This is a genomic window from Haloarcula amylolytica JCM 13557, from assembly GCF_000336615.1.
GTDB lineage: Archaea > Halobacteriota > Halobacteria > Halobacteriales > Haloarculaceae > Haloarcula > Haloarcula amylolytica.
The window spans coordinates 61,452-85,839 of record NZ_AOLW01000010.1; the positions used below are offsets into that span (position 1 = coordinate 61,452).

Here is a 24,388-nt window from a genome sequence, read left to right on the forward strand (position 1 = left end):
GTTACGCTCCCGTCGTGAGGAGAATGCCCCACGAGACGAACCACAGCGAGAAGGTCATGAAGCCGATGTAGAGCACGTCCTTCGCCGAGAGGTCGTCCGTGTCGATGCCGATCACCCGCAGAATCGGGAACTGTGCTGCGATAGCGACCGCGAGGACAAGTATCCCTTGCGGGGCGTCCGGCGTGGCCGCTAACTCGTTGGAACCGAACGCGGCGGCGATGCCAGCGACGGCTGTCAGCGTCGTGACAGTGAGCCCCCGCATATGGGAGCTCATTCCGTCCGCCGTTTCCGTAGCCATACCACACGTTCCACTACCCGCAACCAAAAGGTGCGCGGTTCAGTACTGTGACGCGGCCGCGAATGCGTGCGGCGGCGAGATGGACTCCTCAATCTTTATGCGCCCGGCGCTTGTGATTACGGGTAATGACGGACTCTGATGGGGAGGCCATCGCAGACCTTCCGCCGAGCGCAAAGCTCGTATACAAGGTTCTGGAGTACGACGGCCCGCTGACACAGAAAGGCATCGTCGAGGAGTCGATGCTCTCGGCACGGACCGTTCGCTACGCTCTGGAACGACTCGACGAAGTCGGTGTCATCGAAGAAGACGTGTACTTCGCCGACGCGCGACAGAATCTCTACGAGATTATCGACCAACCGGCGGAAGCGGACGCCGCCGTCTCGGACTGACACGCCTTCTCGCTTGGCTGTTTCGCGACGCGTTCACGCAGCCGCTGGTTACAGCGACGCGACTACGTCGTCCGTCGTCGCGATCTCCGCGAACTCACCGCGTAGCTGCGCCAATGCAGTCCGGTGAACGAGCGACGGGTCGAAGCGTTCGCCGTCGAGCGTTCGGTCGAACGTCGCCGTCGCATCGTCCGGGACGACAACCTCAAACCCGCGGTTTTCGGCCATCCGCGTCGTCGTCGACACGCAGTGGTCAGTCGTCAGCCCGCAGACGACGAGCGTCTCGTGGTCCCGTTCGCGGAGCCACGCCTCCAGTTCGGTGTCGACAAACGCGCCGTTGACGCGCTTCTCGACCGTCGGTTCTCCCGGTTCGGGCTCCAGTTCCGGCTTGAACGCGAACCCCGGTTCGCCGCGCCGGAGCGGCGAATCCGGCTCCGTCGAGTTGTGCCGGACGTGGACGACCGGAAGCCCACGCTCTCGCCATTCGGTAAGCAGGCGCGTCGCGTTCGCCTCGGCGTCGGGGTTGCTCCGCGTCCCCCACGCCGGGTCGTCGAATCCCTGCTGGAAGTCCACCAGCACGAGCACCGGCGTCTCGGGAAGGTCGACCATGTCAGTCGGCCGGCTCCGGGGCGGGCGTCTCGATAAGCCACTTCGATTTCGGGTGCTCGCGCGTCACGGTTATCGGACACTCGTCCGGCGACGCGTCCTCGTCCGACGACAGCATATACTGGGGCCACTCTCGGTCGCCCTCGACACCCCAATCGCCTAGGTCGGCGTGAGGACAGACGCCGTCGTACTCCTCCAGCCGTCCCTGGATGATATCGCGGGCGTGCTGGCCAGCCTCGGCATCGGCCGTGACGTTCAGGTCCTCGAACAGCGCCCGGGGCTGGAACGTGATCTCCAGCCCGACCGGACAGTAGCGGCTCTTTCGCGTGTCGTAGAACGGCGCGCGGCAGGTCGGGAACATCGGCTCGCCGCCGAAGCAGAACTCCCAGTGCGGGTCATCCGGATCGGTCGGGATGTCCTCGGGCCACGGCTCCGGGTCGTGGACGTGGAGGAACTGGAGGATATGCCAGAGCCGGTCATGGTACTCGGCCTCCGTTAGCGGTCGTTCGGGCGGCCGGAAGAAGGTGACCAGTGAGGCCCGCTCGCTGTGGTCCTGATAGGTCTCCAGATACGTGAGCAGCGTTTGGCCGAGGTCGAACAGCGCGTCCGGGTCACTCATCGACGGGACCGCTGTGTACAGCGGATCGCCGTCGCGAACCGACTCCGCCCCGAAGAAACAGGGGAACGGGGAGCCGTTCCGCTCACCGGTCAGCCCCTCGCGGAACGTCCGCCAGTGGGCCCCGACCCACTCCGGTGCGTCACCGCGCTCCACTCGGGCGGCCAGCGTCGCCTGGTCTTGTAAGCTCCTGACGACTGCGTCGGTCATGGCTAGTCGGTCGTGCTCCACCGGAATTTAGCTGTCGTTTTCGGCAGTTCGACTGTCGAATCCGACACGATTAGTTACCGATGTCGTATCCTGCTGGACGATTCGACAGAGCGCTAGTCAAACTCCTGTGCGGCTGTCCTGCTCGCCGAGTCTACGACGGGACGACAGTAATCGTGCTGCCGCGGTCGATGGCTCGCTCTACGACCTTTTTCAGCGTCGGGTTGCTTCGTTCGCTTCGCTCACTGTAGGAACCACTCCTTGAAAAACGTCGATGAAAAAGGCCGACGGTTCGGCCTCCGGCCTCACGTCGGTGAAACGCCTCGCTCCGCTCGGCGTACAGGGACCAAAACCGTTTGCGACCGCTACAATATTCTACGACGGGACGACAGTAATCATGCTGCCGCGGTCGATCGCTCGCTCTAGTTCCTCGGCGATGCCCGACCCGCGCGAGACCTGAATCTCGCCGCTGCGGGAGACCGTCGCGGTGAAGAGGTACTCGCCGTCGGCCTGCAGTTCGACCGTATCGCCAGCGTGACCGTCGAGCGGGACGATGACGTGCCGGGACGTGACTTCCGGCTGGACGATTTCGCCCTCCTTGCCGCCGGACTCGGTCTGGGGGCCGCCGGAGGGACCTGACGGCCGTTCCTCGAAGGTCCGCACGTCGATGTCGATGCCGAGGCGGTTCTCCACGTCGGAGATGCGGCCGCCGCCCTTGCCGATGACCTGCGAGATGTCGTCGTCCTCGACCCAGACGACGGCGGTGTTAGGCCCGCGCAGTTCGACCTCGACGTGGCCGCGGGCGATAGAGCGAATCTCGCGCTCGACCTCCTGCTTGGCGAGGCGGTCGACGCCGGAGTCCTGCTCGTCCTCGTCGTCGCCCAGCGGGACCGTGACGACCTGGTTGTTGAAGGTGTAGATCTCGAACTCCGGTCGGTTGGTCTCGAAGTCCTTGACCATGATGACCGGTCGCGCGAGGTCTTCCTCCATGAGTCCCTGCGGGACCTTGACCTCCGTCGTCACGTCGTAGACCGTGTCGACCTCCCCGGCTTCGATGTAAACGACGGTGTCGACGATCTGTGGGATGAGCCCGAGTTCGACGCGGCCGATGAGCCGCTGAAGCGCGTCGATGGCGCGGGTCGCATGGACGACGCCGACCATGCCGACGCCGGCCAGTCGCATATCAGCGAACACTTCGAAGTCATCGGTCTTGCGCACCTCGTCGTAGATGGTGTAGTCCGGCCGGACCATCAGCAGCGAGTCGGCCGTTTTCTCCATCGAGCCGCCGAGTTCGGTGTACTGCGTGATGTTCGGGCCGACCTGAAGGTCCCGCGGCTTCTCCATCGTCTTGACTGCGTAGTCGGCGTCGACGAGGAACTCCCCGACCGCCTGTGCGAACGTGGACTTCCCGGCCCCGGGCGAGCCGGAGATGAGGACGCCGCGCTGGTGTTCGGTGAAGCGGTCGCGGAGCTGGTCCGCGTACTCGTAATCGTCCAGCTCGGTCTTGACGATGGGCCGGACCGCCGTGATTTCCAGTGCGTCGGAAAAGGGCGGCCGCGCGATGGCGATCCGGAAGTCCCGGAACTGTGTGATGGTCATCCCGGGTTCGTCGAGTTCGAGGAAGCCGTCCGGCGAGGCGCGCGCGCTCTCCTCGATGTCGGCGGCGTACTCCCGTAGCTCACTTTCGGTTGCAGGGTCGTCGCGGATCGGCGTGTACTGCATGTCGCCGATAGAGCCTTTCTTGGCGTAGGGCTGGACGCCGACCTTGAGGTGGACGCTCATCGTCCCCTCGTCGAAGAAGTTCTCGATCTGCAGGCGGTCGACCGTCCGCTTGACCGGCTCGACGAACTCCACTGCGAGCCCTTTCGCGCGGGCCACCTGGGCCTGCACGTCGTCGCTGGTCACGAGCGTGGCACCGCGGTCACCGGCGATGTCCCGGATGAGCGCGTCAATCTGCCCCTCGCCGGCCTCTCGTTTCTCGATAGCGTCTGGCCGCCGGCCGACGTACTCCACGTCGATGGTGCCTTCCTCGGCCAGGTCGACGAGCGTCTGGAGCTCTTCGAGCCCCTCCCAGCCCGTCTCTCGGCCGTCGTTCGCCTGTGCTTCGAGTTCGCCGACGACGGCTTCGGGAACGACGACCGTCGCGCCGGCAAAGCCCATGCCGTCGACGTCGGTGTCGGGGTCGGCATCGGCCTTCACTTGGTCGGACACGCGGCCGTCGATGACCACGCTCGTGTCCGGTACGATTTCCATATCGGCAGTTGGAGACTGCCGTTGATAAGGGTGTGGAGTCCGTACGCTGTCTCTGTGCACCACAACTGGGAAAACGGGACAGACGCTGTAGCGCAGCCGACCTAGACGGCCTTTTGCAACCGCGTTCGGACACTCCGGTCGGCTGCGGCGAGCGCCGCCTGTCCGAACTCCCGAGCGCTACGTTCGCGAACTAGGAGCGTCCGGGTCAGCTCTCGGAGGCCGCGCCGCTCACCGCTGAGTTCGACTGTTTCGGCGTTCGTCGCAACGAGGTCAACGCGCTGGTTGCCCCGCAGTGCCCGCCGCAGTTCGCTGACTTCCTCGGCTGTGGCCGCTTCGACCGCTATTTCAGAACGCATCACCTCAATATACGTATTTGGTATGTATTTGGGCACTACCGAACTGTTTAGGGCTGTCCCGTAGTTCTCTGTTCGGCGAGACACAGCCCCCCGAGCCCGTCGCGGATTTTTTGCTGCCCGCGCTCCCGAGCCACGGTATGGAGACGCTGCCGTCGCTGACTCGCGACCTCGTTTCGATCCCCAGTCACGACGACGAAGCGGCTGCCGGAGAGCACATCACAGCGTGGCTCCGGGACCACACCGACGCACAGGTCACCCGCGACGACCACGGGAACGTCATCGCCCGCAAGGGCCAGGGCGATACGTCGCTCGCCCTCGTCGGCCACCACGACGTGGTCCCGCCGGACGGGTCGCAGGTTGACGCCGGCGGCGAGTACGTCCTCGAGGAACACGACGGCCGCCTCTACGGTCGGGGCGCTGCGGACATGAAGGGGTGCGTCGCCGCGGCGATGCTGGCCTTCCGGGACGCCGATCCCGCCGGCGAACTGGTCTTCGCCTCCTTCGCTGGCGAGGAACAGGGCGGTCTCGGCTGTCAGGCCGCCATCGAGGACGGCTTCGCCCCCGACTACGCTGTCGTCGGCGAGGGGTCGACCGGCTACTCCGCACCCGGAACGACGGACGTGGCCGTCGCCCACAAGGGCCGGCGGGGGTCGACTATCGTCACCGAGGGTGCCGCGGCCCACGCCAGCGAACCCGAGGCCGGCGCGAACGCCATCTACCGTGCGACTGACGCCGTCGACGTGGTCCGGGACCTCGACTTCCCGTCGACAACCGTGCTCGGTCACGAGATGAGCGGGAGTGTCGCCGTCACCGAAATCGACGGCGGCTCGGCCTGGAACGTCATCCCCGAGCGCTGTGCGGTCACGGTCGACGAGCGGACGGTCCCCGGCGAGCGCGCGCCGCTTGACAGGGTCGAGGCCATCGACGGCGTCTCCTGGCGCGTCGACCAGGACCTCCCGCCGATGGCCTGTGGCGACGCCGACTTCGCCAACGCGGCACTGGACGCCGCTACCGCCGCGCAGGACGCTACACCCGAACACGTCGTCAAACCGCACGCGACCGACGCCGGCTGGCTCGCCCAGGCCGGGACCGAGTGTGTAATCGTCGGCGCGGCCGAACCCGGCGAGGCCCACACTGGTGATGAGAGCGTGTCGCTGGCTGTGTTGGAACGGTGTCAGGACATCTACGAGCGTGTTGCCGAGTCGTGGCCACAGTCTCGGCTGTGAGTGTGTGGCCGCGTGTCGTATTCGTCTTCTCACCAAATTCAGTGCGCCTGAAATCCCATCCGGTCGCTGTTTAGCCCGCCGACATGGCGGGGCTTTCTGGCTGTTTGAAGACAGTGCTCCAATCCAACAGATTTCGTTGAACCGTCATGCCAACCACCACACTCCTTACCGGCGGCATCGGTTCTTTAGGGACCCCGGCCTAACGCCGCTGTATGGCAACAGCGAGCGAGGACAGCGAGTCCACGTACGAGCAGTTCCTGGATCACGTCCGCCGCCTCCACTACATCGAGGACGCCGGGGGCGTCCTCAACTGGGACCAGCAGGTGATGATGCCCGACGCCGGCACGCCGGCCCGGGCGAAACAGACCTCCGCCATTTCGACGCTCCATCACGATCTGCTTACCGACGACGCCCTGGCCGACTGGCTGGACGAACTCGACGACGCCGACCTCGACCCCGACCAGAAGGCCGTCGTTCGGGAGGTCCGGCGGGACCACGAGCGAGCCACGAAGGTCCCCGCAGATCTGGTCGAACGCCTCTCCGAAGCGTCTTCGAACGCCCTACCGGTCTGGAAGGAGGCCAAGGCCGAGGACGACTTCGACGCCTTCGCCGACACGCTCGAAGAACTGGTCGAACTCCGCCGGGAGTACGCCGCCGCCATCGACCCCGACCGCGACCCCTACGAGGTGCTGTTCGAGGAGTACGAGCCGTATCTCGGCATCGACACTGCCGAGGAAGTACTCACGAACCTCCGTGACGCGCTCGTTCCGCTCATCGACGACATCGCCGACAGCGACGTGACGCTTGCCGACCCATTCGAGGGCACCTACGACGACGACACCCAGCACGACCTCGTCGAGACGGCGCTTGACACGCTTGGCTACGACTGGGACCGCGGCCGCCTCGACACTGCACCCCACCCGTTCTCGATGGGGACGCAGTTCGACGCCCGCGTCACCACTCGCTTCACCCCCGAGGACCCGCTTGACGCGCTCGGCTCGACCATCCACGAGTTCGGCCACGCGACGTACACGCTCGGCCTGCCACAGGAAGCGTACGGCACGCCGCTGGGCGACAATCGCGACCTCTCCGTTCACGAGTCACAGTCCCGCTTCTGGGAGAACCACGTCGGCCGTTCGCGCCCGTTCTGGGACTTCTTCACCGAGACGGCCAACGACCATCTCGGGACCGACGCCACCGCCCAGCAGTTCTACGAAGCGTTCAACGAGGTGTACGACGACAACCTCATCCGGGTCGAGGCGGACGAGCTAACGTATCACATGCACATCATCGTCCGCTTCGAAATCGAACGGGACCTCATCCGCGGGGACCTCGACGTCGAAGACGTACCGGCGGTCTGGAACGACAAGATGGAAGAGTATCTCGGTATCCGCCCCGACACCGACGCCGAGGGCTGCCTGCAGGACATCCACTGGACCAACGGCGCATTCGGCTACTTCCCCACCTACACGCTCGGGTCGGTGCTGGCCGCGCAACTGGACCACCACGCTCGGCAGGATATCGACGGCTTCGACGACCACGTCCGCGCCGGCGAGTTCGGCCCCATCCACGACTGGCTCACCGAGAACGTCCACCAGCACGGCGCACGCTATCGGACTGACGACCTCGTCGAAGAAGCGACGGGTGAGTCCTTCACTGCCGAACACTTCCTCGACTACGCCGACGAGAAGTACCGTGCGCTGTACGACTGCTGACACGACGGTCGACGGACTCCGTTCCAGATATCGACTCTGATATTATCGGGCAACTCGTTTTATATTCCCCTCCCATTGTGACGACTACTATGGCTGAGAGACCGACGGAAAATGTACCGAACCAAACAGGGACGGGGATCGACACGGACATCGAGGACGACGTCACGGAGAATATCGACACGGAGGCCGGCTACAGCCACACTGCAGCGAGCGAGGTCCAGACGATGCTGGCCGAGCTGGAGGACTCGTCGGTCGGAATCGCGGAGGAAACTGCCGAGATCCGCGAACAGGCCGCCGAGCAGTACGAGGGACTGACAGACATCGCAAACGAGGTGTCGAACCTCTCGGCGTCGGTCGAGCAGATCGCCTCGTCGTCCGAGGAGGTGTCCGCGGCCTCCCGCGAAGCGAAGGAACTCGCCGAACGCGGGCAGGGGAACGCTGACGACGTCCACGAGGCGATGGAGAACATCCAGCAGGCGGCCGACAGCGTCGCCGAGGACGTCAAGACGATTCAGGAGAGCGTCGAGGAGATCGACGAGATCGTCGACGTCATCAACGACATCGCCGACCAGACCAACATGTTGGCGCTGAACGCGTCTATCGAGGCCGCCCGCGCCGGCGAGGCAGGTGAAGGGTTCGCCGTCGTCGCAAACGAGGTCAAGAGCCTCGCCGAGGAGTCACAGGAGCAGGCGACGACCATCGAGCAGATGATCGACGGCATTCAGGACGACACCGAAAACGCCGTCGAGAGCCTCGAAGAGAGCAACGACGAGATCGACGAAGGTATCGACACTGTCGAGGAGTCGACCGAAATCCTCGAAGAGATCGACGACACTGTCCGCGAGGTCAACAACGGTATCGAGGAGGTCGCCACCGCCACAGACCAGCAGGCCGCCTCGACCGAGGAAGTGGCCAGCATGATCGACCAGTCCACGGACGCAGCCGAGGATATCGCCGACGGTACGGCCGACATCGCCGAGGAATCCGATGAGCAAACCGACCTTCTCAGCGATATCAATCAGGCGATAGACGACCTCGTTGCGGACCTCGAGCGAAACAACTGAGCGGCCGGCTGTTCTGGCTGTGCGTCTCGGCGCTCCGTCCCGAACTGCATCCACGACGAACCCGGCGTTTATTTCTCCGGGCTGCCAAGCCTCGCTATGCGACCGGATCTGGACCCAGAACAGCTTGACCGGTACTCCCGGCATATCATCATGAACGACGTGGGGCCGGAGGGCCAGGCCGCGCTGCTCGACACTGAGGTGTTGGTCGTCGGGGCCGGTGGCCTCGGCGCACCGGTCCTCCAGTACCTCGCGGCTGCGGGTATCGGCCGGCTCGGAATCGTCGACGACGATACCGTCGAGCGGTCGAACCTCCAGCGGCAGGTCATCCACGGCGACGACGACGTTGGCCGGCCGAAGGTCGACAGCGCTGCCGAGTTCGTCACCGGCCTCAATCCCGACGTGACCGTCGACCGCCACGAACTGCGACTGGCGCGGGAGAACGCGACCGACCTGGTGGCCGACTACGACATCGTCGTCGACGCCTCCGACAACTTCGCCACGCGGTTCCTCGTCAACGACGCCTGCACGCTCTCGGGCACGCCCTTTTCACACGGCGCTATCTTCCAGTTCGAGGGACAGGTGACGACGTTCTCGGGCGACAGCCCGTGTTACCGCTGTCTGTTCCCCGAAGCGCCGCCGGAGGGAACTGTCCCTGATTGCGCGACTGCGGGCGTTTTAGGCGTGCTACCGGGTACCATCGGATGCATGCAGGCGACCGAAGTCGTCAAGCTCGCGATGGACTACGGCGAGACGCTGGACGGCCGACTCATCGCCTACGACGCCGCCGAGATGTCCTTCGAGGAAATCCCCGTCGCCGCCAACCCCGACTGCCCGGTGTGTGGCGACGACCCGGCCATCGCGAGCGTCGCCGACGCCAGCTACGAGGGTCGCTGTTCGCTCGCCGAGGACTGACCGGCTCGCTTTGTACTGGCCGGCTCGCTCTGTACTTGCGCCAGTTTTCACGGCTGATACTGCGGAACCGAGTTTTATGCGCTGATAGCCGCGAGTAACGGTAGCCACTCACATGTCCCACCCTGACCACGCGTCTCACCCCCTCTCGGTTCGTCTCCAGATGCCCAGCTACGTCGAACTGGTGTTCTCGCTGGTGCTCGTCTGGGGCTTTGGCGACGCGCTGTCGACGCTGTTTGCCGCCCGGTTTGCCGGGCCGGGACTGGAAGCTAACCCCTGGATACGGACCCTCCTTATCCACGAACCGCTGCTCGTAATCGCTTTGAAGATGGCTGTGGTTCTCTACGTCGGCGTCGTCCTGCTTGAGTGTCGTGACGTGGTCGAGCGGGTCCCGCTGTGGCGGGCCTGGCTTCTGTCAATCGTCGCGCTGGGCGCAGTTGTCGTCCTCGGCAACACCTACGTCGGGCTGGTCGCAGCGGTAGTGTGACGCGGGAACGCCTCCGTTCTGTCGATTCACAACGCTTTATCAACCGCCGTACGGAGTATGCGGTCCGATGGATACGCTCACGGCACCCGACGGGACCGCCATCGCGTACGACCGCCCCGGTGACGGCACGCCGGTCGTGCTGGTGCATGGAACGACCGGAACGTCGGCGGTCTGGGACCGGTTTCGCTCTCAGTTACCTGACGGCTACACGCCCGTCGCGATGGACCGACGGGGCCGAGGCGAGAGCGGCGACGGCGACGACCACTCGCTCGCCCGCGAGGTCGACGACGTGGTCGCGCTGGTCGATTCGCTCCCGGATGACCCAGTGCTGTTCGGCCACTCCTTCGGGGGGCTCTGTGCGCTGGAAGCCGCCAGAGAGTCCGATATCGCGCAGCTAATTCTGTACGAACCGGCGATACTGGTCGGCCAGCACCGCGACGGGACTCCGCTCACGCCACGGCTCCGGGACCACCTCGACGCGGGCGACCGCGAAGCCGTCATCGAGGCGTTCTTCCGCGAGACGAGCACCAGCGGCGACCCCTCGCAGTGGCCTACCGCCGAGCGTGCGCCGCTGGCCGAGACGGTCGTCCGAGAGAGCGCAGTCGTCGGGTCCTACGAACTCCCGGACTCGCTCACGGTCGATGCATCCACGCTACTCCTTGCTGGGTCCGAGAGTCCGGCATATCTCCGCGACGGGATTCGGGCAATCGACGGCGCGATGAGCGCTGCCTCGGTCGTCGAACTATCCGATGTCGGCCATGTCGGCGTCTGGCGAGCCCTGGAAAAGGCCGGCGCGGCGGTTCGCTCGTTCCTCCCCGACCGCTGATGCCGCGTTCGGTGCCCTGACAGTTTACGCCCGGAGCGCCGGCAGGTCTACAACCACATCTTTCGGCGGCGTTTCGAACAGGTCCGGGTGACACAGCGCCGCCAGGAACTCAAGCGTGTCCACGAGGCGCGGCCCCGACCGATTCACGTAGTGGTGGCCATCCATTACGTACGCCCGGCCGTCCCGGACCGCGGTCAGGTCGTCGAACCCGGGCCGCTCAGTCAGGTCGGCGAGGTTCTCGCGGGTCTGTGCCACGTCGAAGCCACAGGGCGCGGCCACCAGCACCTCGGGGTCGTAGTCGACGACCTCCTCCCACTCGCGGGGCCGGGAGTGAGCGCCCGCCTCTTCCATGCCGTAGGTGCCGCCGGCTTTCCGGACCATTTCGGGCACCCAGTGCCCGCCGACCATCACCGGGTCGAGCCAGTCGAGCACCGCTACGCGGGGCGTCGTCTCGGCTCGCGCCGCCGTGGTTTCGACCGCCGCGACGCGGTCCCGGAGGTCCGCGACGAGGTCTGCGGCGCGGTCGTCGCGCCCGACCGCCGCACCGACTCGGTGGATGGACTCGAACAGGTCGTCGAGACTGTGGACGTCCAGCGTCAGCACGTCGGCGTCCAGTCCCAGTTCCTCGACGGCCTCGGCGACGATGACGTGGTCGACGGCGCAGACGTCACAGACGCCCTGGGTGACGACGAGGTCGGGGTCCAGTTCCGCGAGCGTCTCGCGGTCGATAGCGTAGACGCCGCCGCTCTCCTCGGCAGCCGCGACTTGCTCGTTGATCTCGCCGCTCGACGCCGTCGGGTCGACGCGCGAGCGATTGACCGACGGCTTCTCGCGGGCCGCCGGCGGATAGTCGCACTCGTGTGAGACACCGACCGGCTCCACGCCGAGCGCGTAGACGATTTCCGTCGCCGAGGGCAGCAGCGTGACGACTCGCATACCCCGACCTTGGCCCGCGCGGACAAAAACCTGCGTCCGCCACACCGTCCGCACGGTTCGTTACGCTTACCCTCTGTCGCCGAGGAGACGCGGGTATGGAAGTCAAGTCGCGACACCACCTCCGTTCGGACGAGGTCGACACCATCACGACGGCGCTGTCGGACAACCTCGGTGTCGAACTCGATGCGGACAGCTTCGAGAAGGTCGAGTTCGACGACAGCGACTGGGACGTCGTCCTCGTCGATGGCGACCCGCTCGTGCTTTATCTGGATCGCGAGGGACCCCGTCCCTCGGATGGAGGCGGCGAAGCCGCCGAGAAAGAACCGTTCCTCACAGTACAAGGTGCCAATCAGCATCCGCCACAGAAACACGTCGTCACCGTCGACGCCGGGGCCGTCTCCTTTGTCTCGGACGGCGCTGACATCATGCGGCCGGGCATCACCGAGGCCGACGACGACATCAGCGAGGGCGATCTGGTCGTCATCAACGAGGAGTCCCACGGGAAGTTCCTCGCCGTCGGCCGCGCACAGACCAGCGGCGACGACATGGTCGGCGACAGCGGGAAAGTCGTCAAGTCGCTCCACCACGTCGGCGACGACCTGTTCGAGTTCTCGGTGTAGCGCAGTCCACCGATATCGCACTCCAGTCACACCAGCGGCCGAAGCCCGGACCGGTCGAGGGTACGGTCTATGCCGATTCTGACCACCGCTTCGACCACGCCAGCGCCCACGGCCACCCCGAGCAGCAGGGGCCAGACGGTGAGATACGACGACAGCGGGTGGAGATGCGTCCCGTACAGCCACTGAGACACAGTGTTGCCGAGCAGCCAGAGTGTCATGAGCACCGGCGTGACGAGTGAGAGGCGGCTACAGAGATACAGCGGGACAGCGGCTACGAGGACCATCCCAACGGCGGCGTAGCCGGCCCCGAACGCGAATGTCGTCGGGTCCTGCGACGCGAAGTGGACGCCGTTCGCAAACAGCCACGACAGCACAGCGACGGCATAAAGGACACCACCGACTGCCGTGACGGTGAGGGGAGTTTTCCTGATGGAGGGCGGGCGCATCGTTTCCGGTGTTTGTTCCGCCACTGAATAACGTCTTGTGCAGTACACGCTGTTCCTGATCGTCACCACGGCTGATCAGGGTGTGCTGTGGCGATACGTTCGATGGACGAAAAGTTGAAACGGGTAGCGCACGCCGTGAGTGACATGGGACTGATGAGCAAGATCCTCGGGGAGTCTGGATCCTCTCGGAACACCGAGGATTACGTCGAACTGGACGCGAACGAATTCGAGATGACCGGGACGGAACTCGAACGCCAGGTCCGGATCGCCCGTATCAGCGACAAGCAGGACGTCATCGACATCAAAGACGCCGTCTACGACGGTGACGTGGTCGTCGCGGACATCACGCGCCACTCCACGCAGGACCGCACGATGGAACACATCAGCGACGAACTCAAGCAGGTCGCCAACGAGGTCGGCGGCGACATCGTCCAGAAGGACGACGACCAGCTCATCATCACGCCGGCTGGCGTCGGCATCTCCCGGGAACGCCTCGGTCAGTAGGATTGTGACAGCCCGGCCGACGGGACCTCGCCGTTCGGTCGATCTTGTCAGCTTGTATCAGTCTAACTGCCGGTTTTCGGGGGCTTCAATGCGTTTTTCGGTGTCGCCACGTTAAGAGCGGCAATGACTGAACCGGCGATACGCGCCAGTGGATTACAGAAGCGTTACGGCGACGTCCAGGCGCTCGACGACCTAGAATTGACAGTAGAGCAAGGCGAGTTCTTCGGGCTGCTCGGGCCGAACGGGGCCGGCAAGACAACGTTCATCAACACGCTGGTCGGCCTCGTCCACAAGGACCAGGGGACCGCCGAAGTGTTCGGCTTCGACGTGGAAGAGGACTACCGGGAGGCCCGCGACCGCATCGGCGTCGCGCCACAGGAGTTCAACGTCGACCGTTTCTTCCCCATCATCGAGGTGCTGGAACACAAGGCCGGCTACCACGGAATCGGTCGGGCCGAGGCCCAAGAGCGCGCCGAAGACGCGCTGAAGACGGTCGGGATCTGGGACAAACGCGACACGCGCTTCGACTGGCTCTCCGGCGGGATGAAACGCCGGTTCGTCCTTGCGCGTGCGCTGGTTTCCGATCCGGATCTGCTCATCCTCGACGAGCCGACGGCGGGCGTGGACGTCCAGCTCCGCCACGACCTCTGGGAGATTATCAACCGAATGAACGACGCCGGGACAACGATTCTGCTGACGACGCACTACATCGAGGAGGCCGAACGCCTCTGTGACCGGGTCGCGATCATGGACGACGGACAGAAGGTCGAGGTGGCGACTCCCGACGACCTGATGGCCCGTGGCACCGACACTATCGTCCTCGAACTCGCCGAGATGCCGCGGACGGCCCCGCGACTCGACGTGGAGGGGATCACCGACGTCGAACTGACCGACGAAGGGCTGGCCGTCACCGCGATGGGCGGGAGCCAGACCGCGCCGGCGATAATGCGCGAACTCGAAGCACAGGGCCACACCGTCACCTCGCTGGAGATCCGCCGCGCGTCGCTCGAAGAGGTGTTTGTCGACATGACCCGCGACGACCGCGAGTACGCGGAGGTGTCCGCATGAACGCGAACGCGACCCAGTTCCTGACGCTGGTCCGCCGGGAGATACTCCGGTTCGTCCGCCGGCCGTACAACACGTTCCTCCCGCCGATTATCACGAACGCGCTGTATTTCTCCGTGTTCGGCGTGATTCTGGGGAGCCGGATTGGGGAAATTGCGGGCGTGAGCTACCTCCAGTTCGTCCTGCCCGGACTGGTCGTACTCGGGGCCATCTCGGACAGTTTCGAGAACGCCTCCTTCACTATCTTCCACGGGCGCTGGAACGACTACATCCAGGCGGTCCTCACCTCCCCGATGTCGAACCGGAGCATGGTGGCCGCCTATGTCTCGGCCAGCGCACTCCGGGGGGTCGTCACGTCGCTGCTGATCGTCGGCGTGGGACTGGTGTTCACCTCCGTCCCTGTCGCCAACCCCGTGTATCTCGTTTCGTTCCTGCTGGTGATTACCACGCTGTTCGGCGGCCTCGGCGTCATCGGCGGCCTCTGGGCGAGCGACTTCGACTACCTCACGGTGATGAACCAGTTCATCCTCCGGCCGCTGGTCTTTTTCGGCGCGGTGTTCTACTCGCTCGAAGTCCTGCCGGCGTTCTGGCGGAACGTCTCGCTGCTCAATCCCATGGTGTACATGGTCAACGGCGTTCGCTACGGCATGATCGGCGTCACCGAAATCGACCCGAACACGTCGCTGGCCGTCCTGACCGGGACGACCGTGGTCGTGCTGTCAATCGACTACGTGCTGTTCAAGCGCGGTTACGGGCTCGCCGAGTAGCGCCGTTCTGACTCTCGAATCTTTCCGATCAACGGCTGCATTTTGTCGTCGATATCGCGCCGATAAAACGGGAATGCCGGCTCGGTAACTGGCCTGGCCGCGCTCGAATGCCGGATTGGGTCCGCTCCGGCGGGCGGACAAACTATGACAGGCTGCCCCGGAGCTGGCTCCGTGGCAACACGAGGGGTGTCTCGTGCCCCGGATACTTGTGCGCGCCTCCGGGTGAGGCGTATGTGAACCTATGCCACAAGCGTATTTAGATGTGACGCCCGTCTGACGCTGCGTGATACTGGCGGTACTCAGTGTCGATATCGAAGAACTCCCGGATGGCTACGCGGGCCGTGTCGAACCGATACGCAGTACCAGCCTGCCGGTACTCACGGACTGCGTGCGCCCGACGCCCGTCGTTAGACGTTGTCCGGGGCGTCGGCGTCGTCCTCGACCGAGCGCTTCAGCGAGTCGCGCCGCGCCTTCGCGTCGCGGTCGGTTGCCTCCTCCAGGAAATCGTTCTTGATAGCGACGGCGTCCTCGGCCGCGTCAACGTTGCCCTCGGCGATGACGTCCTCTGCCGGTCGCTCGTCGATGTGGAGTGCGATCTTGTCTTTCTTCGAGCCGTACTCGACGCGGCCCGCGACGACCCGGTCGAACACGGGGTTGTCGGGGTCGTCGACGACCAGCAAGTCGTTGCCTTCGTACTCTTCTGTATCCGTTACTTCGCCGAAGTATTCCTCGACGAACGCTTCCATGTCTGGGACGCGGTCTTCGAGATGCTCGCCCCGTCGCATCTTGTACTCTCGCATGGGCGAGTTTTTGCGAGGGGCTGTCTTACCCTTTGCGTTCACTCCTCGTCCCGGGTGATAAGTGACCCCTTGTGACACTCCGGACAGAAGTCCCCAGCGCGCAACGACGTCGATTCCACCTCGGTGGTGAATCCACACTCCGGACAGGCGAACTCGCCTTCCGGAACCGTCACGGCGCTGTCGCTGGTCGGTTCGACGCTCGAATCGTCGTCCGTTCCGGTATCGACCGGCATCGTCTCCGGCGACCAGCCGTCCCCGTCGTCCCCCGGTTCATCGGGCCACTCACCGGGCTGGCGGTCGTCGCCGGCCGACTCCGATTCCTCTTCCTCGCCGAGAATGAGCCCGTCGTCTTTCTCCGGGTCGGTCTCGTCCTCGGTCACCGGTTCCTCGCCTTCGGCGTCCGGGACGTCGACCGTCGTCGTCGGCTCGTCCAGTTCCACGTCGCCGCTTTCCTCCTCGCCATCGTCACTGTCGTCGATAATCTCAGCGTCGTCAGCCGACGGATCGACCGGTTCCCCGGCGTCTACGCTTTCGTCGCCGATTCCTGCATCGTCCGGTGCTTCGACCGGGTCGTCGACGCTATCCCAGCCACCCGAGCGCTCCGATTCCTCGTCTGTGGGTTCGGCCACGCTGTCAGCAGGTTCGTCTTCCGGCGGTGACTCGGATTCGGACGTTTCGGATTCGGACTCGTCTTCGACGAGATCGCTGGCGATGTCCGACGGCGTCTCGATTGCCGTGACCTCCTTGTTCTCCGAGACGATCCGCGTATTTCCACACCGCTCACAGGTCTCCCGTTCCTGGATGGTGATGACGACTTCGCTACCCTGCTCTTCGCGCTCGCGCTCGACGGTGGTCTCACCGTACTTGTGCCCGAGGACGGAACATTTGAGACCCATTGCCAGAACTTCCCACCGTGGCGTACTTAAACCCTGCCCGTTAGCTCGACCATTCGTGACAGAGCGCTACCTGTTTCACGACGCTGCTATATTAATTTCAGCCTGAATTGTGAAATTTTATAACCGATACCGGCCCTACGCTACGCCAATGCAGCGGACGACGACACTCGTGGTGTCGGTCCTCGCCCTCTCGGCGCTTCTCGGCGGGACAGCGGTGGCGGCCGAGAACCAGCCACCGCTTGCCGACGCCGGACTGGACCAGTCCGTCGAGCGAGAGACGACGGTCCAGTTGGACGCCAACGGCTCGCGCGACCCCGACGGCACAATTGAGAGGGTCGAGTGGTCCATCGAAACGCCGGACGGCACGACGCGCACGCCTGACTGCCAGACCTGCGTTCAGACGACGTTCTCGCCGGCCGAGACCGGCCAGTACAACGTCACTGTCACGGTTACTGATGACGACGGAGCGTCGCGCTCGGACACGCTCCACGTCGATGTGGTGGCCGCCGGTGGGCCGTCAGTCTCGATGTCGGCCCCGCCCGCGGTTCCCGTTGGCCTCCAGCGGAATCTAACTGCAAACGCGACCGCCGGTGATGCCGACCTCCGAACGCTCGCCTGGGTCGTCAACGGCACCGCCCAAAACCAGACGCGACTCGCCGGTGAGAACGGGACCGCGACCATTACGCACACATTCAACCAGTCCGGCTCCGTGTCCGTCCGTGCGGTCGCCTACGATGCCGCTGGACGGCGTGGCGTCGCCAATCGAACGGTTCAGGTCGCCGACTCGTCCGGCAACGGTGGCGGCGGCAGTAATTGCCCGGGTGGTAGCGGAAGCTACTACGTCGACGGGCAGAACAAGGGCTGTACTTCGGCCGCGATGACTATCGGCGACACCATCGTCGACACTGACGGCCGGGACGGCCTGTGGGTGTACGTGGATAATGAACTCACCAAGATCATCGATGAAGAGAACATGAACAAGTACTCCGAGGACGGTTACGGAGGCACGTTCAGTAAGGAGACTGTCGATGAACGAAAAGACGATATAAAGGAACAGGAAGAGAATCAGGACGGTTTCATTGATGTTGATAATGGCGGCAGTTACAATGACGACGATTCCAGCGATGAGAGTCGTAGTACTCGTCCAGCATCCAGCGTGCCAAATAACCTGATGAACCCAGATAGCGGAGACGATGACGACGATGAGGACGGTGGCGACGATGACAACGGTGGATATGACTGGTCATACGATGACGATGACGGCAGTAGTAGTGACGATGATGATAGCAACGGTAACGATGATGGTAGTGGTGGCAGTGATAACGATGATCAGGGAGGTCTCCTTGACGGCATAATCGGTGGCGGTGATGACGATGATGAGGACAGCGGTGGTGATGACGACGGTGACACCGGGAGTTGGTTCGGAGGCGGTAGCGACGATGACGATGACAGTGGCGGCGACGGTAGCGGAGGGTGGAGTTTTTGGTAACAGATTTCAGATCTGACTTCGGAATTAAAACTTATAGATGACAATAAATAAATTCTAAATATGATTTATGTAAAGAATAGTACACAAGAGGTAGTCGCCTGCCTGTTAGCGACGGTTGCAGGCACTCTCTTACCCACAGTCACCACTCCGCTTATGATGTGGACGGACGCCCATTGGTATGCAAATAAGGAATCACCGATGCCCGGAATCCAGTCCGGAGAGGGGTACGTTAGCATCTTGACTGCGTTCGCCTACGTGGCTGTCTTCACCGTCCTTGTCCGCGGAATCACATTTTTGAGCGCCGGTGGCGAGACTGTACATGATTCACCATCTGCGGGAGTGGACGGCGACGGATCAGCAACTGGCACGTTACCAGAACCAACGCCAAACCTGACTGCAACTCTGAATCTCCCACCTACTGAAAAAGAAAACAAGGAAACAGACCTCAACAATGAGACCCAAAACGATGAGTGAGACTAGAACTATCGTTAGCTCTGTCGCCATTGCTCTCTTAATTATCTCTGCCGGCTGCTCTGCGTTCGCGGGAGGCAGCGGGCCAGCCGAAGAGACAGTTTCGCCGACGGAGACGCCAGAACCCACGCCAGAGAGTATTGAGACCCAAACACCTGAGCCAACGGAAACCGAGAGTACGCCAGTAGCTACCAAAGGAACTGAAACGGAAACCGAATCTACTACTGAAGGCGATCTCAGCAAGGCAGAGAAGTTTGAGGAATTCGATGAGAACATGCAGTATCTATACGATGCAGATGAGGAGAACCGTTCTGTCGAGATGGAGGCCTTCCCTGACAATGACTCATACCACATAACGGTTGAAATGCGTGACACCACAAACTTCACTAAGACCCGAAATGACCGGCTAAACCCGCTCTGGAAGTATTATGCCATTGTAGAAGACTATAACAATAATGATGACCACCTTCCAGACCGGGACCACACGTACATTCCTGATACGGTCAATGTAACGTTTGTTACGGAAGACGGCGGGGTGTTTGAAACAACTCACATCAAATATATTTGGGCGTACAAGTACTATACCGACGAATGGTCGCTCCAAGTCTTCATGGCAAAGTATGGCTCTACCACTGAAGAGGGGCCAGCTTACCATGAAAAGGGACGGTAGCGAATCACTCGGTTCGGAATCATAAGTCACAGCGAGTTTGTCGCTGACGACCGCTTCGATCAGGGGTCTACCTTACCGGTTCAGAAGTTTATAACACGTCGGATCAGGTTCCCAGATTAGATTCACGAGGGACAAAGATTAGACCCAGCCGGTTTTAGAGGGACATATGAGAGCGAAGCCGGAGTATCGCGACCGGGACGACACAGAGGTTGCGGTGCTCGATGCGCTCGCGGACCGCCGCGATGAGGGGATGACCGTCTTCGAGCTTCGGTCGCGGACGGAAGAGAATATCGACCGTATCGAGGACGCGCTCGCGGCTCTCAAGGCGGACGGCCTCATCGAGGTCGAGGACAACGGGGAGCGAACCGTCATTCTCCCGGGCGAGGGCGTGGTGGGGGAATCACAGCCGGACGAAGACGAATCGATTCTCGATCAGATCCGCAAGCGACTCCCGTTGTAGCTGCTGTCTCGCGGCGGTGTCACACCGCGTCCGACGGCGCGGCCGCGCAGTTGTTCGGGCCGAGTTCGAGTTCGAACGCGGTGTCGTCGTCGGCCGTCTCCGTTCCGAGATTGATGGCGATAATCCGCTCGAAGTTGGCGGGGCGCGGCGGGATGTCGTCACAGACGTACTCGACGAACGACTCGCGGTCCATCGCGAACCCCGGGAGCCGGTCGCGGAGAGTACCCAGGGTAGCCGTGAACGTACCGTCGTCAGCCGGTGTCGTCGGTCCGCTGTAGTGGCCCGGGGCGACGAGCGTCTCATCGGGTAGCGCCGCAAGTCGGTCGGTCAGCGTGCGATGGAGGTCGCGGGCGAGGTCGCGAGCGCCGTCGGCCCCGGCTTCGAGGTCCGGGCGGGCGACGCTGTCGAGGAAGACGCTGTCGCCGGCCAGGAGCACGTCGCCGATAGTGAAGCCGGTCATGCCGGTCGTGTGGCCAGGCAGGGGGCGAGGCTCCAGTGTGGCCGACCCGACATCGAGCGTTTCGTCGTCGGCCAGTGCAGTCACGTCCTCGACGCCGCGGGCGACTGCCCGCTCGGAGAGAACCGGTTCCGCACCGGTCTCTGCGGCGAGGCGGCGGACGCCGCTGACGTGGTCGGCGTGGACGTGCGTGTCGATAGCGTGGGTGAGCGAGGCGTCGTGGTCGGCGGCGTCGGCGACGTACCGGTCGGTGAACGCCCGCAGCGGGTCGACGACAGCGGCCGAGCCGTCGCTGACGACCATGTAGCCGAGACAGCCGGACGACGGCCGGCGGTACTGGAGGACGGTTGCGGCGTCGCAGGGAATCTCGCGGGCCTCGTAGAGCCGTGCCCACCCCTCCATGCCGTCGCTGAGGTTCTGCGCCTCCACGCCGTGTTCAGTCAGCAGTCCGGCGACGAAGGCGCTGGCCTCGCCGCGGCCACAGACGACCGTTATCGGGCCGGTGCCGGCCACGTCGCCGACGACGTCGTCTACTTCGCCGGTCACCTTCGCCTGGAGGAACTTCGTAAAGGGGAGCTGTGTCGCCGTCACCGACGCGCCGCGAATCCGCCACTGCTCGTACTCGTCGCGGTTGCGAACGTCGAGCAACCGGAGCGACTTGCCGGCGTCCAGTTTCGCCTGCAACGCCGCTGCCGATAGTGACGGCGGGTCCGTCGGCGGGTCAGGGTAGTCCTCGGCCATACCGACTGTAGCGCTGCCCGGCGGATAAATCGGGCGGGGATTTCAAGCCCCTGCCGCGCCCAGCGGACGTATGGACGCTGGAGCCACTATCGACGCCGTCCGTGACCAGACCGAGACAGAGCGAGACAGGCTGGGCTCGGACAAGGTGCTTATCGCAGCGACAGATGCGACGCTGGAGACGGAGGCGGTGCTCACAGCAGCGGCGACCCGCGAGTCAGGACTCGCAGATATCCTCGACCGGTGGGCTGCCGAGACTGATAGCGACGTGGCGACGCAGTTCGAGGCAGCCGCCGAGGCCGCGGCCGAGCGGGCGGACCGTATCGACGCAGACGCTGGGAACTCCGATGGGTTCATTGATCACCTCGAAACCGTCAGTGGGACTGCGCGGCGCGTCGGGGCCGGCCTCGTCGCCGCGCCGCTGGTCGCCGACCGGTTCTACCTGCAGGTAGTGAGCTTCTTCATCAACGAGGCGGCCGAACAGCGGGCCGATACGTTCCGCGAGGTTCGACAGGAAGCGGCAGCGCTCGATGACGGGGAGGCCGCTCTCGGAAACCTCCCGGAATCCGAGCGCGAGACGGCAGCGGCGGCTGCGACCGAAGCCATCGACGCGGCGTACGCCGACTACGCGGAAACGCTGGAGGCGATGGGACTGGACCCGAAGCCCATCTGCTAGTCGAGTCGGTAGGTCGCCACGCGGTTGGCGGCATAGAGGAACCCGGCGACAGCGCCAGCGACGGCGATCCCGACGCTCGCCACCAGTCCCCCGCTGAGGAGCCACGTCACACCGAATGGTATCGCGAACAGGCCGCGAACGGCGAGCAGGTACGCCAGGCTTCCTGGCACGACGGCCACGCCGAGGACGAGGAAGTACAGCCCGAACGCCCAGCCGCTCGGAACCACCACTTCCCGGCCCTGTACTGACGACGACTCGAACTTCGGAAACACGACGCCGGTTCCGACGGCGATGGCCGGCGCGGCGAGGGTTGCCACGAGTGCGAGTGTGAGTCCGGCGGCGAGCGTGACTGGCGGTGTCCCGGCCGCGACGCCGAGGCCGACGACCAGTAGCGTCGTCACCACGACGCCGGGGAGTGCGCCCGCGAGGACGAGTCCGGTGACGAAGGCCCGGCCGGAGACGTTGGCGGTCAGTGTCAGCGGCAGCACGCCCTCCTCGCCGCCGAGCGGGTTGAGCGAGAACGCGGCCCCGAACGCCGCCGCGCTGGCGAGGCCGGCGCTGAGCGGGAGCGTCGGCGGCACTACCCGTTCCAGAATGACAATCTGGAGGTGATACACCAGAAAGAAGAACGGCATGACTGCGAACTGGACGGTGACGGGGGCTCGCTTGGCTCGGAGCCACGACTTCTGTGCGACTACACGGGTCGCGGTTGGGACCCGCCCCGCCAGCAGGCGGTCTGAAAGCGTTCGTTCGTCGGCGTCGAACTCGTGGTCGGGCTGGACCGGATCGGTATACCAGGCCCGCCCGGCCAGCCACAGACACGCAACCGCGCCGACCGGGAGCGCGCCGAAAATCCCCGCTGTGGCGACGGCGGCAGTGACCGGATTGCCGCCGGTTCCCAGTACGAGCAGGACGACATCGGCGGGCCACGAGAGCGGGGACTGGGTCGCCAACTGGAGCACGCGAAGCTGTACTGTCGGGACGGCCGTCATTGCGACCCAGCCAAGCGGCAGGATGAGCGAGACAGCAGCTCCGACGCTCGCACGGTGACTGGCGACGAAGGCCGAGCGGTTCGCCACCAGTTTCGTCACCAGCCCCAGGCCGAAGCCGAGAACCGTCCCCAGCAAGGCGACCGCGACCGACCCGACGAGGGCCACGGCTGCGACGAGCACCCCGGCATCACCGGCCGCGAGCCCGCCCACCAGCGCCAGAATCGGGATGGCGAGCGCGAGCGACACGCGACCAGCCTCAGCGGCCAACAGCCCGGCCGCCGCGTCCTCGTAGGGGACCGTCGTCAGCAGGCCGTCAGCGGCGTCGGGCTCGCCGGCCGACTTCACCGTATGCTGAAGCGTGAAGAAGCCGACGAGGCCGAGCAGTCCGACGATACCCGCCGTCGTCGCAAGCCTGACGGTGTGGGGGTCGCTGTCGGCGAGGAAGCCGCCGAGAAAGAACGCCCCTGCGCCGATAGCGAGACTGTATATGAGGATGCCCAACCCGCCGCCGAGCAGTAGGAGCGTCCCGCGCGTCGTGCCCATGAGCTTGCGCCAGGTGCGCCGCAGCTCCGTCCGCGCTATCAGCCGCGTCCGCCGTCCGTCCGGCCGTCTCATCGCTCTCCCGGGCGCTCGCTGGTTACGTCGAGGAACACGTCTTCGAGCGTGCTTCCGGACTCGACGCTGCCGGTCAGGTCGTCGGGAGCCCCTTCCGCGACGAGGTCCCCGTCGTACAGGACGCCGACGGTGTCGGCCAGCTCCTCGACGACGGGCAGGATATGCGTCGAGAGAAAGACCGTCGTGTCAGCGGCCGCGACTTCGCTGATGGTGTCACGCACTGTCCGGGCGGCCCGCGGGTCCAGCCCTGAGGTGGGTTCGTCCAGAAAGAGAACCTCCGGCTCGTGCAACAGCGCCTGGACGAGGCCGAGCTTCTGTTTCATTCCCTTCGAGTACGTCTCGACGCGCCGGTCGGCGTCCCCGTCGAGGTCGAACCGGTCGAGCAGCGATTCCACACGGTCCCAGTCCTCGTGGCCGCGCAGGCCGGCGACGTACTCCAGTTGCTCCCGGCCGGTGAGTTCGTCGTACAGCGGCGGTTCCTCGGGGAGGAAGCCGATGTGTTCGACCACCGCGGCGCGGTCGGCGACCGACTCGCCCGCGACTCGGGCGGTGCCGCTTGTCGGGTTCGTCAACGTCGTCAGGATGCGAATCGTCGAGGTCTTGCCCGCGCCGTTAGGGCCGAGGAAGCCGAAGACCGTCCCGCGCGGGACTGTGAGGTCGAGGTCCGCTATCGCCGAGACGCCGCTGTAGCGCTTCGTCAATCCCTCGGTGACGATTGCGGGTGCTGGAGGGCACATACGGGCAGTGCCGCACCGATTGTGAAAAGGTCTTGCTGTTGCTATGCGCGACTCTCTGGGATGGTTGTTTGGTGCTGCTACGGCTTTGTGGTGGTATTTG

The 24,388-nt window shown here is 64.4% G+C and carries 28 protein-coding genes; 16 read left to right on the forward strand and 12 right to left on the reverse strand.

Annotated elements, in window-relative coordinates:
* Nucleotide 1: 1 nt before the first annotated feature.
* Nucleotides 2–298, reverse strand: coding sequence for an EMC6-like membrane protein (locus tag C442_RS03860; RefSeq protein WP_023843411.1), 297 nt, complete (start codon nucleotides 296–298; stop codon nucleotides 2–4).
* 125 nt (nucleotides 299–423) lie between these two features.
* On the opposite strand from C442_RS03860, the gene C442_RS03865 reads away from it, so the two are divergent.
* Nucleotides 424–687 carry a winged helix-turn-helix domain-containing protein gene (locus C442_RS03865; protein ID WP_004514919.1) on the forward strand — a complete coding sequence of 88 codons (264 nt, stop codon included), beginning with the start codon at nucleotides 424–426 and terminating at the stop codon, nucleotides 685–687.
* Between the two features lie 48 nt (nucleotides 688–735).
* Here the strand turns inward: C442_RS03865 and C442_RS03870 are convergent, their stop codons facing one another.
* From C442_RS03870 to C442_RS03885, 4 genes are all read right to left on the reverse strand, one after another.
* Complete coding sequence (locus tag C442_RS03870) at nucleotides 736–1,293, reverse strand: cysteine hydrolase family protein (protein ID WP_008307983.1); 558 nt, start codon at nucleotides 1,291–1,293, stop codon at nucleotides 736–738.
* Nucleotide 1,294: 1 nt separating this feature from the next.
* Nucleotides 1,295–2,116 carry a YqcI/YcgG family protein gene (locus C442_RS03875; protein ID WP_008307985.1) on the reverse strand — a complete coding sequence of 274 codons (822 nt, stop codon included), beginning with the start codon at nucleotides 2,114–2,116 and terminating at the stop codon, nucleotides 1,295–1,297.
* Between the two features lie 372 nt (nucleotides 2,117–2,488).
* Nucleotides 2,489–4,366 carry a PINc/VapC family ATPase gene (locus tag C442_RS03880; RefSeq protein ID WP_008307987.1) on the reverse strand — a complete coding sequence of 626 codons (1,878 nt, stop codon included), beginning with the start codon at nucleotides 4,364–4,366 and terminating at the stop codon, nucleotides 2,489–2,491.
* 101 nt (nucleotides 4,367–4,467) lie between these two features.
* Nucleotides 4,468–4,722 (reverse strand): hypothetical protein, encoded by a 255-nt coding sequence (locus tag C442_RS03885; RefSeq protein ID WP_008307988.1) that lies wholly within the window; start codon nucleotides 4,720–4,722, stop codon nucleotides 4,468–4,470.
* Between the two features lie 137 nt (nucleotides 4,723–4,859).
* On the opposite strand from C442_RS03885, the gene C442_RS03890 reads away from it, so the two are divergent.
* The 6 genes from C442_RS03890 to C442_RS03915 all read left to right on the forward strand — a co-directional run bounded on the left by C442_RS03890 (nucleotide 4,860) and on the right by C442_RS03915 (nucleotide 10,949).
* Entirely contained in the window at nucleotides 4,860–5,948 is a 1,089-nt protein-coding gene (locus tag C442_RS03890) for a M20 family metallopeptidase (protein WP_008307991.1), read from the forward strand.
* A 212-nt stretch (nucleotides 5,949–6,160) separates the two neighbouring features.
* Nucleotides 6,161–7,663, forward strand: coding sequence for a carboxypeptidase M32 (locus C442_RS03895; protein WP_008307992.1), 1,503 nt, complete (start codon nucleotides 6,161–6,163; stop codon nucleotides 7,661–7,663).
* Between the two features lie 89 nt (nucleotides 7,664–7,752).
* On the forward strand, nucleotides 7,753–8,727 hold the full coding sequence (locus tag C442_RS03900; protein ID WP_008307994.1) for a methyl-accepting chemotaxis protein: 975 nt from the start codon (nucleotides 7,753–7,755) through the stop codon (nucleotides 8,725–8,727).
* Between the two features lie 96 nt (nucleotides 8,728–8,823).
* A complete protein-coding gene (ubaA, locus tag C442_RS03905; RefSeq protein ID WP_008307995.1) occupies nucleotides 8,824–9,639 on the forward strand; it encodes an SAMP-activating enzyme E1 in 816 nt (271 codons plus the stop codon).
* Nucleotides 9,640–9,751: 112 nt separating this feature from the next.
* Entirely contained in the window at nucleotides 9,752–10,123 is a 372-nt protein-coding gene (locus C442_RS03910) for a DUF5658 family protein (protein ID WP_049942806.1), read from the forward strand.
* A 67-nt stretch (nucleotides 10,124–10,190) separates the two neighbouring features.
* Nucleotides 10,191–10,949 carry an alpha/beta fold hydrolase gene (locus C442_RS03915; RefSeq protein WP_008307997.1) on the forward strand — a complete coding sequence of 253 codons (759 nt, stop codon included), beginning with the start codon at nucleotides 10,191–10,193 and terminating at the stop codon, nucleotides 10,947–10,949.
* Between the two features lie 24 nt (nucleotides 10,950–10,973).
* On the opposite strand, the gene C442_RS03920 is transcribed toward C442_RS03915, so the two are convergent.
* Entirely contained in the window at nucleotides 10,974–11,885 is a 912-nt protein-coding gene (locus C442_RS03920; protein ID WP_008307998.1) for a cobalamin-binding protein, read from the reverse strand.
* A 95-nt stretch (nucleotides 11,886–11,980) separates the two neighbouring features.
* Between C442_RS03920 and C442_RS03925 the strand changes: the two genes are divergently transcribed.
* Complete coding sequence (locus tag C442_RS03925; RefSeq protein ID WP_008308000.1) at nucleotides 11,981–12,505, forward strand: RNA-binding protein; 525 nt, start codon at nucleotides 11,981–11,983, stop codon at nucleotides 12,503–12,505.
* Between the two features lie 26 nt (nucleotides 12,506–12,531).
* Here C442_RS03925 and C442_RS03930 read toward each other — a convergent pair whose 3' ends face one another.
* Nucleotides 12,532–12,951 (reverse strand): hypothetical protein, encoded by a 420-nt coding sequence (locus C442_RS03930; protein ID WP_008308003.1) that lies wholly within the window; start codon nucleotides 12,949–12,951, stop codon nucleotides 12,532–12,534.
* A gap of 144 nt (nucleotides 12,952–13,095) precedes the next feature.
* On the opposite strand from C442_RS03930, the gene C442_RS03935 reads away from it, so the two are divergent.
* From C442_RS03935 to C442_RS03945, 3 genes are all read left to right on the forward strand, one after another.
* Nucleotides 13,096–13,455, forward strand: coding sequence for a cell division protein SepF (locus C442_RS03935; protein ID WP_008308005.1), 360 nt, complete (start codon nucleotides 13,096–13,098; stop codon nucleotides 13,453–13,455).
* A gap of 123 nt (nucleotides 13,456–13,578) precedes the next feature.
* A complete protein-coding gene (locus tag C442_RS03940; RefSeq protein ID WP_008308007.1) occupies nucleotides 13,579–14,523 on the forward strand; it encodes an ABC transporter ATP-binding protein in 945 nt (314 codons plus the stop codon).
* Entirely contained in the window at nucleotides 14,520–15,287 is a 768-nt protein-coding gene (locus C442_RS03945; RefSeq protein ID WP_008308008.1) for an ABC transporter permease, read from the forward strand. Before C442_RS03940 ends, C442_RS03945 begins: the two co-directional genes overlap by 4 nt.
* A 407-nt stretch (nucleotides 15,288–15,694) precedes the next feature.
* Here C442_RS03945 and C442_RS03950 read toward each other — a convergent pair whose 3' ends face one another.
* Together C442_RS03950 and C442_RS03955 are read right to left on the reverse strand one after the other, a co-directional pair.
* On the reverse strand, nucleotides 15,695–16,087 hold the full coding sequence (locus tag C442_RS03950) for a DUF5611 family protein (RefSeq protein WP_008308010.1): 393 nt from the start codon (nucleotides 16,085–16,087) through the stop codon (nucleotides 15,695–15,697).
* 38 nt (nucleotides 16,088–16,125) lie between these two features.
* On the reverse strand, nucleotides 16,126–16,983 hold the full coding sequence (locus tag C442_RS03955) for a DUF7093 family protein (RefSeq protein ID WP_008308011.1): 858 nt from the start codon (nucleotides 16,981–16,983) through the stop codon (nucleotides 16,126–16,128).
* A 148-nt stretch (nucleotides 16,984–17,131) separates the two neighbouring features.
* On the opposite strand from C442_RS03955, the gene C442_RS03960 reads away from it, so the two are divergent.
* The 4 genes from C442_RS03960 to C442_RS03975 all read left to right on the forward strand — a co-directional run bounded on the left by C442_RS03960 (nucleotide 17,132) and on the right by C442_RS03975 (nucleotide 20,073).
* Nucleotides 17,132–18,472 carry a PKD domain-containing protein gene (locus tag C442_RS03960; RefSeq protein WP_008308013.1) on the forward strand — a complete coding sequence of 447 codons (1,341 nt, stop codon included), beginning with the start codon at nucleotides 17,132–17,134 and terminating at the stop codon, nucleotides 18,470–18,472.
* A gap of 60 nt (nucleotides 18,473–18,532) precedes the next feature.
* The gene (locus C442_RS03965) at nucleotides 18,533–18,946 is read left to right on the forward strand and encodes a hypothetical protein (RefSeq protein ID WP_049942807.1); all 414 of its coding nucleotides are present in this window, start codon (nucleotides 18,533–18,535) and stop codon (nucleotides 18,944–18,946) included.
* Nucleotides 18,939–19,613, forward strand: a complete 675-nt coding sequence (locus C442_RS03970) for a hypothetical protein (protein ID WP_049942808.1) — start codon at nucleotides 18,939–18,941, stop codon at nucleotides 19,611–19,613. The genes C442_RS03965 and C442_RS03970 overlap by 8 nt, the downstream gene beginning before the upstream one ends.
* Nucleotides 19,614–19,779: 166 nt before the next feature.
* Nucleotides 19,780–20,073: a DUF6432 family protein gene (locus C442_RS03975; RefSeq protein WP_008308015.1), complete on the forward strand. Its 294-nt coding sequence runs from the start codon at nucleotides 19,780–19,782 to the stop codon at nucleotides 20,071–20,073.
* 19 nt (nucleotides 20,074–20,092) lie between these two features.
* Here the strand turns inward: C442_RS03975 and C442_RS03980 are convergent, their stop codons facing one another.
* On the reverse strand, nucleotides 20,093–21,271 hold the full coding sequence (locus C442_RS03980) for an MBL fold metallo-hydrolase (protein ID WP_008308016.1): 1,179 nt from the start codon (nucleotides 21,269–21,271) through the stop codon (nucleotides 20,093–20,095).
* Between the two features lie 70 nt (nucleotides 21,272–21,341).
* Here C442_RS03980 and C442_RS03985 point away from each other — a divergent pair, with 70 nt between their 5' ends.
* Nucleotides 21,342–21,944 carry a hypothetical protein gene (locus tag C442_RS03985; protein ID WP_008308017.1) on the forward strand — a complete coding sequence of 201 codons (603 nt, stop codon included), beginning with the start codon at nucleotides 21,342–21,344 and terminating at the stop codon, nucleotides 21,942–21,944.
* On the opposite strand, the gene C442_RS03990 is transcribed toward C442_RS03985, so the two are convergent.
* A complete protein-coding gene (locus C442_RS03990; RefSeq protein WP_008308019.1) occupies nucleotides 21,941–23,551 on the reverse strand; it encodes a hypothetical protein in 1,611 nt (536 codons plus the stop codon). The two genes, C442_RS03985 and C442_RS03990, sit on opposite strands and share 4 nt — an antisense overlap.
* On the reverse strand, nucleotides 23,548–24,288 hold the full coding sequence (locus C442_RS03995) for an ABC transporter ATP-binding protein (protein ID WP_049942809.1): 741 nt from the start codon (nucleotides 24,286–24,288) through the stop codon (nucleotides 23,548–23,550). Before C442_RS03995 ends, C442_RS03990 begins: the two co-directional genes overlap by 4 nt.
* Nucleotides 24,289–24,388 lie beyond the last annotated feature (100 nt).